Origin of the sequence: Hydrogenophaga sp. (assembly GCF_030158645.1) — a bacterium.
In the GTDB taxonomy this organism is placed as follows: domain Bacteria; phylum Pseudomonadota; class Gammaproteobacteria; order Burkholderiales; family Burkholderiaceae_C; genus Hydrogenophaga.
In genome coordinates, this window is record NZ_JAOASO010000072.1 from 1 (window position 1) to 10,502 (window position 10,502).

12 protein-coding genes are annotated in these 10,502 nt (G+C 66.8%); 6 read left to right on the forward strand and 6 right to left on the reverse strand.

Annotated elements, in window-relative coordinates; all coding sequences use genetic code 11:
• The 3 genes from panB to Q1W68_RS07420 form a co-directional block, all read left to right on the forward strand.
• On the forward strand, nt 1–663 hold a 663-nt coding region (panB, locus tag Q1W68_RS07410), incomplete at its 5' end, for a 3-methyl-2-oxobutanoate hydroxymethyltransferase (RefSeq protein ID WP_300716010.1).
• Between the two features lie 2 nt (nt 664–665).
• A complete protein-coding gene (panC, locus tag Q1W68_RS07415; protein WP_300650455.1) occupies nt 666–1,517 on the forward strand; it encodes a pantoate--beta-alanine ligase in 852 nt (283 codons plus the stop codon).
• 17 nt (nt 1,518–1,534) lie between these two features.
• On the forward strand, nt 1,535–1,780 hold the full coding sequence (locus Q1W68_RS07420; protein WP_300650452.1) for a DUF1272 domain-containing protein: 246 nt from the start codon (nt 1,535–1,537) through the stop codon (nt 1,778–1,780).
• A 33-nt stretch (nt 1,781–1,813) separates the two neighbouring features.
• On the opposite strand, the gene Q1W68_RS07425 is transcribed toward Q1W68_RS07420, so the two are convergent.
• The 4 genes from Q1W68_RS07425 to Q1W68_RS07440 all read right to left on the reverse strand — a co-directional run bounded on the left by Q1W68_RS07425 (nt 1,814) and on the right by Q1W68_RS07440 (nt 4,124).
• On the reverse strand, nt 1,814–2,830 hold the full coding sequence (locus Q1W68_RS07425) for an NAD(P)H-dependent glycerol-3-phosphate dehydrogenase (protein ID WP_300650450.1): 1,017 nt from the start codon (nt 2,828–2,830) through the stop codon (nt 1,814–1,816).
• A gap of 21 nt (nt 2,831–2,851) precedes the next feature.
• The gene (gene secB, locus Q1W68_RS07430) at nt 2,852–3,310 is read right to left on the reverse strand and encodes a protein-export chaperone SecB (RefSeq protein ID WP_069045548.1); all 459 of its coding nucleotides are present in this window, start codon (nt 3,308–3,310) and stop codon (nt 2,852–2,854) included.
• A 104-nt stretch (nt 3,311–3,414) separates the two neighbouring features.
• The gene (gene grxC, locus Q1W68_RS07435; protein ID WP_300652888.1) at nt 3,415–3,672 is read right to left on the reverse strand and encodes a glutaredoxin 3; all 258 of its coding nucleotides are present in this window, start codon (nt 3,670–3,672) and stop codon (nt 3,415–3,417) included.
• Nucleotides 3,673–3,713: 41 nt separating this feature from the next.
• Nucleotides 3,714–4,124, reverse strand: coding sequence for a rhodanese-like domain-containing protein (locus Q1W68_RS07440; RefSeq protein ID WP_300652890.1), 411 nt, complete (start codon nt 4,122–4,124; stop codon nt 3,714–3,716).
• 116 nt (nt 4,125–4,240) lie between these two features.
• Here Q1W68_RS07440 and gpmA point away from each other — a divergent pair, with 116 nt between their 5' ends.
• The 3 genes from gpmA to Q1W68_RS07455 all read left to right on the forward strand — a co-directional run bounded on the left by gpmA (nt 4,241) and on the right by Q1W68_RS07455 (nt 7,377).
• Complete coding sequence (gene gpmA / locus Q1W68_RS07445; protein WP_300652893.1) at nt 4,241–4,984, forward strand: 2,3-diphosphoglycerate-dependent phosphoglycerate mutase; 744 nt, start codon at nt 4,241–4,243, stop codon at nt 4,982–4,984.
• A gap of 123 nt (nt 4,985–5,107) precedes the next feature.
• Nucleotides 5,108–6,589 carry a S41 family peptidase gene (locus tag Q1W68_RS07450; protein WP_300652895.1) on the forward strand — a complete coding sequence of 494 codons (1,482 nt, stop codon included), beginning with the start codon at nt 5,108–5,110 and terminating at the stop codon, nt 6,587–6,589.
• A gap of 35 nt (nt 6,590–6,624) precedes the next feature.
• On the forward strand, nt 6,625–7,377 hold the full coding sequence (locus Q1W68_RS07455; RefSeq protein WP_300716015.1) for a HesA/MoeB/ThiF family protein: 753 nt from the start codon (nt 6,625–6,627) through the stop codon (nt 7,375–7,377).
• 1 nt (nt 7,378) lies between these two features.
• Here Q1W68_RS07455 and Q1W68_RS07460 read toward each other — a convergent pair whose 3' ends face one another.
• Both Q1W68_RS07460 and Q1W68_RS07465 read right to left on the reverse strand, forming a co-directional pair.
• Nucleotides 7,379–7,894, reverse strand: coding sequence for a thermonuclease family protein (locus Q1W68_RS07460; RefSeq protein WP_300716013.1), 516 nt, complete (start codon nt 7,892–7,894; stop codon nt 7,379–7,381).
• Complete coding sequence (locus Q1W68_RS07465) at nt 7,891–10,308, reverse strand: ligase-associated DNA damage response DEXH box helicase (protein ID WP_300716014.1); 2,418 nt, start codon at nt 10,306–10,308, stop codon at nt 7,891–7,893. Before Q1W68_RS07465 ends, Q1W68_RS07460 begins: the two co-directional genes overlap by 4 nt.
• Nucleotides 10,309–10,502 lie beyond the last annotated feature (194 nt).

The window sequence follows — 10,502 nt, forward strand, 5'->3', positions numbered from 1 at the left end:
TGCCAGGGCCTGGCCAGCACCGCCGGCGTGACGCTGGAGACCATGGCCTACCACGTGGAGAGCGTGGCGCGGGGTTTGCGCCGCGTGCAGGCCACCGCCTGGTTGCTGGGTGACCTGCCGTTTGGCAGCTACCACGAATCGAAAGAACAGGCCATGCGCAGCGCCGCCCAGCTGGTGCACGCCGGCGCGCACATGGTCAAGCTCGAAGGCGGCGGCTGGACGGCCGACACCGTGCGCTTCCTGGTCGAGCGCGGCATCCCGGTGTGCGCGCACCTGGGTTTGACACCCCAGACAGTGCACGCACTCGGCGGCTACCGCGTGCAAGGTCGCGGCGACGCGGCCGCGCTCGTGCTCAAGCGGCACGCCCTCGAACTGCAGGACGCTGGCGCCACCATGGTGGTGCTGGAAATGGTGCCCGCGGCCTTGTCGGCCGAGATCACGCGCCAGCTCCCGACCTGCCACACCATCGGCATCGGCGCGGGCCAGGGCACGGCCGGCCAGGTGCTGGTGATGCACGACATGCTGGGCGTCAACCTCGGCAAGAACCCCAAGTTCGTGCGCAACTTCATGGAAGGCGCCGGCAGCGTGCGCGACGCCATGGCCGCCTACGTGGCAGCCGTCAAAAACGGGACCTTCCCCGACGATGCGCTGCACGCCTGGTGACCATGAAACTCGTTCACACCATCGAAGAGCTTCGCGCCTCGCTGCGACCTTTCAACAGCCCAGCCCTGGTGCCCACCATGGGCAACCTGCACGCGGGTCATCTGGATCTGGTTCGCACCGCGAAACCGCTGGGCGACGTGACGGTGGCCAGCATCTTCGTCAACCGGCTGCAGTTCGCGCCGCACGAAGACTTCGACACCTACCCACGCACCTTGCAGGCCGATTGCGACCAGCTCGCTGCCGCGGGTTGTGACGTGGTGTTTGCACCGTCCGAAATGGAGATGTACCCCGAGCCCCAAGGTTTCAAGGTACAGCCGCCCACTGAGCTGGCCGACATCCTCGAGGGCCATTTCCGCCCCGGATTCTTCACCGGTGTGTGCACCGTGGTGATGAAACTGTTCCAGTGCGTGTTGTCCGAAGCCAAGGGTGAACGTTTCGCCGTTTTTGGACAGAAGGATTACCAGCAGCAAATGGTGATCCGGCGCATGGTCAATCAGTTTGCCTTGCCCATCACCATCGTCAGCGGCAACACCCAGCGCGCCCCCGACGGCCTGGCCCTGAGTTCGCGCAACGGGTATCTGAGCGAGGCCGAACGTGCCGAGGCGGTGCAGCTCTCCCTCGCGCTGCGCGCGCTGGGTCGAGATGCGATCGCCGCTGCCGACGGTCTGGTGCGCCAACTCCCCGCGCTGGAGGAGCGCGCCATGAGAGACCTGGCCGCACGAGGCTGGCAGCCCGATTATTTGACCGTGCGGCGCCGCGCCGATCTGCAGGCACCACTGGCCGGCGATCCGATGGTGGTGCTGGGTGCGGCACGCCTGGGCAAAACGCGTCTGATCGACAACTTCGAAATCTGATCACCGGAGGTCCCGCCATGCTCCAGCTGCGCCCCAACTGCGAGTGCTGCAACCGCGACCTGCCCAACGAATCGCTCGACGCGCGCATCTGCACCTTCGAATGCACCTTCTGCAAGGACTGCGTTGAAACGAAGCTGAACCACATCTGCCCGAACTGCGGCGGCGAACTGGTGCGCCGCCCGCGCCGGCCGGCGGCCGCGCTGGCACGCCACCCGGCGTCGACCGAGCGGGTGTTCAACCCGGCGGGTTGCGCTCAGACCTGAACCGACTTTTGACTTGGCACCAGGCCCGGTCTTTCAGACCAGTTCGTCCTTGGGGTCGCGGCCCATGAGCAGGGCCACCGCCTGGGCGGGCTGCAGAACCCCGTCCAGCAAGGCCACCACCGCGTCGGTGATGGGCATATCCACACCCAATGTGCGGGCACGCTGCGCCACGGTGCGAGCGCTGTAAACACCCTCGGCCACGTGCCCGAGCGAGTCCACCGCCTGTTGGAGGTTCATGCCCTGAGCGAGCAACTGGCCCACCTTGCGGTTGCGCGAGAGGTCGCCGGTGGCGGTGAGCACCAGGTCGCCCAGTCCGGAGAGACCCATGAAGGTTTCGGCCCTGGCGCCCAGGGCGAGGCCCAGGCGGGTCATCTCGGCCAGGCCGCGGGTGATGAGGGCAGCGCGCGCATTCATTCCCAACCCCAGGCCATCGCACAGGCCGGTGGCGATCGCCAGCACGTTCTTCACCGCACCGCCGACCTCCACGCCCACGATGTCGTCGTTGGCGTACACGCGCAGTGTGGGGCTGTGAAACGCGGCCACGAGCAGGTCGCGCACGCCGGCGTGGTCGCTGGCGGCCACCAGGGCAGTGGGTTGTCCACGGGCCACCTCGAGTGCGAAGCTCGGCCCGCTCAACACGCCGGCCCTCAAACTGGGCGCCACCTGGGCGCGAATTTCGTGGCCGAGCAAACCGGTGGCTTGGGTTGTCGGTGCTTCGAAGCCCTTGCACAGCCACGCCACGGGAGCACGCTGGTCGGATAGAAGCGTGAGCATGTGGCGCAGCCCTGCCATGGGCGTGGCGACGATGACGAGGTCGGCGCCGTCGAGCCAGGGCGAGGCACTGTGCAGCGAGCCGGTAGCGATCTGAACCGCTGCAGGAACCGCCACTCCGCTCAGGTAGCGGCGGTTCTCACGGTGTTGTTGCAGTTCGGCCGCCTGCTGTGCGTCGCGTGCCCACAGCGTGACACATTGGCGGGCGTCTGCCGAGCGGACGGCGCTGATGGCCAGCGCCGTGCCCCAGGCGCCTGCGCCGAGCACGACGATGTTCATCGGGCCGGTCCGGACAAGGCCTTATTGCGTGACGATGCGGGGTGCGTCGGCAGCGGCCTGAGCTTGCTGCTGCTCGTACATGGCCTGGAAGTTGATCTCCGCCAGGTGCACGGGCGGAAAACCGCCACGCTGGATGATGTCGGCCACGTTGCTGCGCAGGTACGGGTACACGATCTGCGGGCACGCAATGCCCATGATCGGGCCCATCTGCTCCTGCGGCAGGTTGCGGATCTCGAAGATGCCGGCTTGTTTGGCTTCGACCAGGAACACGGTCTTGTCCTTGATCTTGGTCGTCACGGTGGCGGTCACGCAGACCTCGAACACGCCGTCGGCCGCCGGGCTGGCTTCCACGCCGAGCTGGATGTCCACCGTGGGCTGTTCCTGCTCGAGCAGGATGGCGGGCGAGTTGGGCTGTTCGAGCGACGCTTCCTTGAGGTAGACGCGCTGGATCTGGAAGGTCGGTTCCTGGTTTTCTGCCATGGTGTTGTCTCGGAGAATGCGTTGAAAAAACAAACCCGCCGGGGGAGCGTTCCCGCGGCGGGCACTGGGCGAATTATGTCAGCCCGGCAAGACGGGTCCGTGACTCAGGCCTGCAGCATCGGCACCAGACCGCCGCGCCCATCGAGTGCGTGCAGGTCATCGCAACCGCCCACGTGCTGCTCGCCGATGAAGATCTGCGGCACGCTGGTGCGCCCGGTGATGGCCTTCATCTGCGCGCGCAATTCGGGCTGTCCGTCCACAAACACCTCTTCCAGATCGGCCACGCCGTGGCTCTGCAGCAACGCCTTGGCAGCGCTGCAGTAGGGGCAGTAAGCGCTGGTGAACATCTTGACTTTGGCCATGCAAACTTCCTGTCGGTGCAAAAAAAACGAAGCTGAAATGATCAGGCTTTTTGCACCGGCAGGCTGGCTGCGCGCCAGGCGCCCATGCCACCCGTCAGGGATTGCGCGTTTTCATAGCCCAGTTTTTTGGCGGTGGCCACGGCCCGGTTGGCCTTGGCACCGTTGGCGCACACCAGGATGAGCTGGGTGGCCTTGTTCTTGACGGCGCCCGGCAGCTTGGCTTCGAGTTCGCCCAGCGGCAGGTTCTTGGCGCCGATCACGTGACCGGCGGCGAATTCGGCCGGTTCGCTCACATCCACCACCACCGCCTTGTCGCGGTTCATCAGTTGCACGGCTTGCGTGGTGTTCAGCGAGCCAGCGCGCGCGCCGGCCGACACCATGGGCCACAGCAACATGGCGCCCGACGAGAACGCCACGGCCAGCAAAATCCAGTTATCGATGAAGAAACTCACGAGGACACCTTTCGAGTAAGCCCGGGATTTTAGAATGTCGGGCTGCCCTGTGCCGCCACATCCCGGCCGCGCACCCGTTTTTTCCGTCCCTCCCCTCCAACGCCACCCCCTCCCCCATGTACAAACTCGTCCTGATTCGCCACGGCGAATCCACCTGGAACCTGGAAAACCGCTTCACCGGCTGGACCGATGTGGACCTCACCCCCACCGGCCTGGAGCAAGCCAAGGGCGCCGGCCGCCTGCTCAAGGCCGAGGGCTACGACTTCGACCTCGCCTACACCAGCGTGCTCAAGCGCGCCACGCGCACGCTGTGGCATGTGCTCGACGAGATGGACCGCACCTGGCTGCCGGTGGTGCACAGCTGGCGCCTGAATGAGCGCCACTACGGCGCCCTGCAGGGCCTGAACAAAGCCGACACCGCGAAAAAATACGGCGACGACCAGGTCCTCGTCTGGCGCCGCAGCTACGACACGCCGCCACCGTCGCTGGAAGTGGGCGACCCACGCAGCGAGCGCGGTGACCGCCGCTACGACCGCCTCAAGCCCGAAGAGATCCCGCTCACCGAATGCCTGAAGGACACCGTGGCCCGCGTTCTCCCGTTCTGGAACGAAGCCATGGCGCCGGCGATCAAGGCCGGCAAACGCGTGGTGGTGGCGGCTCACGGCAACAGCATCCGGGCCCTGGTGAAGTACCTCGACGGCATTTCCGAGACGGACATCGTCAACCTCAACATTCCCAACGGCATTCCGCTGGTCTACGAGCTCGATGCCGAGCTCAAGCCGATCAAGCGTTACTACCTGGGCGATGCGGAAGCCGCGGCCCGCGCCGCCGCCGCCGTGGCGGCGCAAGGCAAGGCCTGAACAAGGGGCCGGTGATTGGGGAACCGAACCGGTCGCTCATGCTCATAGGTGTATATTGGTTCGCCATCGGGCCAAGCCGCCCGGCGTGGGCATTTTTACTGGGGTAATTCAATGGCAAAACAGGTGAGTCACAAGCTGAAGATTGCAGGCTGGGTGGCCATTGGTGCGGTCGCGGGTGCGCTGACCACGGTGCAGCTGCAAGCGGTGGCCCGCGGCACGCTGGCGCCCTTGCCGCTCGAAGAGCTGCAGCAACTCGCCGCCGTGTTCGGCATGGTCAAAACCGACTATGTGGAGCCGGTGGACGAGAAAAAGCTGATCAACGAAGCCATCTCCGGCATGGTGGCCAGTCTGGACCCCCACTCCCAGTACTTCGACAAGAAGTCGTTCAAGGAATTCCGCGAAGGCACCAGCGGCCGTTTCGTGGGCGTGGGCATCGAGATCACCATGGAAGACGGCCTGGTCAAGGTGGTCTCGCCCATCGAGGACTCGCCCGCGTTCCGCGCCGGCCTCAAGACCAACGACCTGATCACCAAGATCGATGACACCAACGTCAAAGGTCTGTCGATCAACGACGCTGTCAAACTCATGCGGGGCGAGCCCAGGACCAAGGTGCTGCTGACCATCTTCCGCAAGGACGAGGATCGCACCTTCCCGGTGACCATCACCCGCGAAGAGATCAAGACCCAGAGCGTGAAGTCGCGCGTGGTGGAGCCGGGCTACGCCTGGGTGCGTGTGTCGCAGTTCCAGGAACGCACCATCGAAGATTTCGCCCGGAAGATGGAAGATCTGTACAAGGCCGAGCCCAACCTCAAGGGCCTGGTACTGGACCTGCGCAACGACCCGGGTGGCCTGCTCGATGCGGCCGTGGCCCTGTCGGCCGCCTTCCTGCCCGAAAACGTGACCGTGGTGTCCACCAACGGCCAGCTCGAAGACAGCAAGTTCATCTACAAGGCGATCCCGCAGCACTACCTGCGTCGCGGTGGCAACGACCCCATCAAACGCCTGACCGACAACACCAAAGGCGCGTTGAAACGCGTTCCACTGGTGGTGATCGTCAACGAAGGGTCGGCTTCGGCCAGCGAGATCGTCGCCGGCGCCCTGCAAGACCACAAACGGGCCACCGTGCTGGGCAGCCAGACCTTCGGCAAGGGCTCGGTGCAAACGGTGCGTCCCCTCGGTCCCGACACCGGGCTGAAGCTCACCACGGCGCGCTACTACACGCCACTGGGCACCTCCATCCAGGGCAAAGGCATCGTGCCCGATGTGCTGGTGGACGAAACCCTGGAAGGCAACGTGTTTGCCGCGCTGCGCACCCGCGAAGCCGACCTGCAGAACAGCCTGACCAACGGCAAGGACCCCAAGGCAGCGGCAACACCGATGACCGACGCCGCACGCGCGGCCGAACAGGCGCGCAGCGAAGAGCGTGAAGTGGCGCGCAAGCGGTTGGAAGAAGAAGCCCGCAAGAACCCGGGCCAGCGCCTGGTGCCCGAGTTCGGCACCGAGAAGGACTTCCAGCTCGTGCAGGCCCTCAACCAGCTCAAGGGGCGTCCGGTCATGGTCAGCAAGAGCCAGACCGTGCGGACCGAAGAGAAAAAAGAAAACTGAGGACACAGCGGGCCGAACAGCCCGCTGTGATGCTTTTGGACGACGCACAGCTCCTGCGCTACTCGCGCCACATCCTGCTCAACGAACTCGGCGTTGAAGGCCAGGAGGCCTTGCTGGCCTCGCACGCGCTCATCATCGGCGCGGGCGGCCTCGGCTCACCGGTGGCGCTGTACCTGGGCAGCGCCGGTGTGGGTCGCATCACCGTGGTGGACCACGACGTGGTGGACGAGACCAACCTGCAGCGCCAGATTGCCCACAACCTCGCGCGGGTGGGCCATCCCAAAGCCGAATCCATCGTGGAGGCGATTGCCGCGATCAACCCCGACGTGCGTGTCACACCCATCGTGCAGCGGGCCGATGAGGCCTTGCTCAGCGAACTCATCGCGCAGGCCGACGTGGTGCTCGACTGCACCGACAACTTCGCCACCCGCCACGCCATCAACCGGGCCTGCGTGGAGCACCGCAAGCCGCTGGTTTCGGGTGCGGCGATCCGCATGGACGGGCAGCTCAGCGTGTTCGACGCGCGCACACCGGGCAATCCCTGCTACGCCTGCGTGTTCCCCGAATCCGCCGATCTGGAAGAAACCCGCTGCGCGACCATGGGCGTGTTCGCACCGCTGGTGGGCATCGTGGGCACCATGCAGGCGGCCGAGGCGCTCAAGCTGCTCACCGGCCTGGGCTCGCGCCTCACGGGCAAGCTGCTCATGCTCGATGGACGCGATCTGGCGTTCAACGAAATCAGCTTGCCGCAAAACCCGCAGTGCGCGGTGTGCGGCACCCCCCATTGAACTAACCGCGCGGCGGCATCGGGCACGGCCCGTGGCGCTTGCGGAAGTCGCGCGGCAACTCGGCTGCAGCGTCCTTGAACAGGCCCCGCCTGCGTTCGCGGGCGGTGGTTTCCTCCGCCGCGAACGGCCCCAGGCTGCGCCGCCAACGGTACGACCAGGCATGCCCTGCCGACACCATCCAGGCCGCCACATCGTCGCCCTGGTGAACGATGCGTGCAACGCCGCGCCCATAGTCGTCTTGCGCGCGCACGCGCACTTCCACCACCTGCTTGAGCAGGCGCCTCGCCAACGCATCGCGCGAAGCTTCGCCACCGCTCTGGCAGATTTCGGGGGCGTCGATGCCCTCCAGGCGCAGCTTGCGGTACTGGCCGCCGGCCAGCGGCTTCACCCACACCGTGTCGCCGTCGAACACGCGGCTGACGCGCGCGCTGTAAACCTCGTCCTGGTGCTCCGCCTCCTGCGCGCTCGCGCTCAAGGCCAGCAGCGCAAGCCCCAGGCCCGCCCACCAGCGCTTCATGCGGCCGCCTTGTCGATGTCGCGCAGCAACTTGTCCAGCCGCGCAGAGAGTTGCTCGGTGCTCAGGCGCTCGCGCAGCCGCTCCACCATCAGCGGCAGGCTCATCGGGCTCGGGCGTTCCAGCGCCACGCTGTGCAGGCTGTGGGTGGCCATGCCTTGCAGGCAGGTGCGCAACCGGTCGATGTCCAGCTCTTGCGACAACACCTCGCGCTCGGCCTGGCCCAGCAAGAGGTTGCCCGGGTCGTACTTGCGGAACACCTCGAAGAACAGTCCGCTGGAAGCCTGCAACTGTTTGAGGCTCTTGGGCGCACCCGGGTAGCCGCTGAACACCAGGCCCGCCACCCGCGCGATCTCGCGAAAGCGCCGCTGGGCCAGCTCACCTGCATTGAGCGACGCCATCACATGCGCCAGCAGATCGTCGGCATGGAACAACGAGCGGTCCAGCAGCCGCGTGAGGTCGGCGGGCTCGCTGCTCAGCAGCTCCAGGCCGTAGTCGTTCACCGACAGGCTGAAGGTGTTGGGCTGCTCGCGCGCGAGCCGCCAGGCCAGCAGGCTGGCCAGCCCCAGGTGCACGTGCCGCCCGGCGAAGGGGTACAGATAGAGATGGTGGCCCTCGCGCGAGTGCAGGTGTTCCACCAGCAGTTCCCCCGGTCTGGGCAGGCGAGACAGACGGGCCTGGGTGTCCAGCATCGGGCGCGCAGCCTGCATCTCGGGCGACTCGAAACGCCCATCGGCCGCCAGGGCCATCTGCACCAGCACGGCATCGGCCAGCTCGGTGGACAGCGGCATCTTGCCGCCCTGCCACGAGGGCACGGCGCCCTTGGTCTTGTCGGCCTTTTTCACCCAGGCCGTCATTTCGTGCACACGGATGAATTCGAGCAGGCGACCGGCGAACACGAAACAATCGCCCTTGCGCAAGCGAGCGATGAAGCCCTCCTCGATCGATCCGATGCGCCCGCCGTTCATGTACTTCACCTGCAGCGACGCGTCGCTCACGATGGTGCCCACCCCCAGCCGGTGGCGGCGCGCGGTGGCGCGGCCTTGCGGCGTGTCGGGCACCCGGTACACGCCGGCTTCATCGGGCTGGATGCGGTGGTAGTCGGGGTAGGCGTTCAGGCTTTCGCCGCCACGTTCACAAAAGGCCAGCGCCCAGTCAAACGACTCGCGCGAGAGCTCGCGGTACGCGAACGCGCTGCGCACCTCGTCAAACAATTCGTCGGGCTTGAAACCACCGCCCAGCGCCACGGTCACGAGGTGCTGCACCAGCACGTCCAGCGGTTGTTCGGGGCTGCGCCGGCTCTCCACCCGCCCGGCCAGGGCCGCTTCGCGCACGGCCGCAGCCTCCACGAGCTCGAGCGTGTTGGTGGGCACCAGCGTGACGCGGCTGGGTCGACCCGGCGCGTGGCCGCTGCGCCCGGCGCGTTGCAGCAGGCGCGCCACCCCTTTGGCCGAGCCGATCTGCAGCACCCGCTCCACCGGCAAAAAATCGACCCCCAGGTCGAGTGAGGAGGTGGCCACCACGGCCTTGAGCTGGCCGCTCTTCAAACCCTGCTCCACCCACTCCCGAACAGCCTTGTCTAGGCTGCCGTGGTGCAAGGCGACCTGCCCGGCCCACTCGGGCCGCAGGGCCAGCAGCATCTGGTACCAGATCTCGGCCTGGCTGCGGGTGTTGGTGAACACCAGCGCGGTGCTGGCAGTCTCCAGCTCGCGCACCACCGGCTCCTGCATGCGCGCGCCGAGGTGACCGGCCCATGAATAGCGACCCGGCTCGGGCGGGATCAGCGTGTCGATGGCCAGCGCCTTGTCCACACGCCCGCGCGCCAGTTGCGCGTTGTCGGGGCCGCAGAGCACACGCAGGGCTTCGTCCAGGTTGCCCAGGGTGGCACTCATGCCCCACACCTGCAATCCGGGCTGCCAGCGCCGCAGCCGCGCCAGCGCCAGCTGGACCTGCACGCCGCGCTTGCTGCCGATGAGCTCGTGCCACTCGTCCACCACCACCGCACGCACGCCGGCCAACTCCTCCGGCGCGTGGGTGCGTGCCAGCAGAAGCGAGAGCGATTCGGGCGTGGTGACCAGCACGGTGGGCCAGCGCCGGTCTTGCCGGGCGCGCTCCGCGCTGGGGGTGTCGCCGGTGCGCAGGCCCAGCGTCCAGCCGGGCGCCAGATCGGTCAGCGGCGCGCGCAGGGCCGCCGCGCTGTCGGCGGCCAGAGCGCGCATGGGTGTGATCCACAGCACCGTGAGCGGTGCGGGCTTGTGCGCGGGCAGCGACTGAAGCAGGCGGTCGATCAGGCCGAGCCAGACCGCGTAGGTCTTGCCCGAACCGGTGGTGGCGTGCAGCAAGCCGCTGCGGCCAACGCCGATGGCGCTCCAGACCTCACGCTGAAATTCGAACGGCGTCCACAAACGCGAAACCATCCAGCGCGCCGCGCAATCCGGCGGCGTGGTGGATGGTTCGGGAGGGAGCGTTTTGACGACCGGCTTGCGCGGCATCGGCTAACAAACAGATGCCCGGGCCATCAGCCCTTTTTGCCACCCATGACGAGCAGCAGACCGCCGATGACGATGGCGCCCACGCCGGCCCACACCGGCACGTTGACGGTTTCCTTTTC

What these genes read in the sequence shown, in the direction of transcription:
- panC (WP_300650455.1), top strand. Translation starts at nt 666, where the DNA reads ATGAAACTCGTTCACACCATCGAAGAGCTTCGCGCCTCGCTGCGACCT.
- Q1W68_RS07420 (WP_300650452.1), top strand. Translation starts at nt 1,535, where the DNA reads ATGCTCCAGCTGCGCCCCAACTGCGAGTGCTGCAACCGCGACCTGCCC.
- Q1W68_RS07425 (WP_300650450.1), bottom strand. Translation starts at nt 2,830, where the DNA reads ATGAACATCGTCGTGCTCGGCGCAGGCGCCTGGGGCACGGCGCTGGCC.
- secB (WP_069045548.1), bottom strand. Translation starts at nt 3,310, where the DNA reads ATGGCAGAAAACCAGGAACCGACCTTCCAGATCCAGCGCGTCTACCTC.
- grxC (WP_300652888.1), bottom strand. Translation starts at nt 3,672, where the DNA reads ATGGCCAAAGTCAAGATGTTCACCAGCGCTTACTGCCCCTACTGCAGC.
- gpmA (WP_300652893.1), top strand. Translation starts at nt 4,241, where the DNA reads ATGTACAAACTCGTCCTGATTCGCCACGGCGAATCCACCTGGAACCTG.
- Q1W68_RS07460 (WP_300716013.1), bottom strand. Translation starts at nt 7,894, where the DNA reads ATGAAGCGCTGGTGGGCGGGCCTGGGGCTTGCGCTGCTGGCCTTGAGC.
- Q1W68_RS07465 (WP_300716014.1), bottom strand. Translation starts at nt 10,308, where the DNA reads ATGGTTTCGCGTTTGTGGACGCCGTTCGAATTTCAGCGTGAGGTCTGG.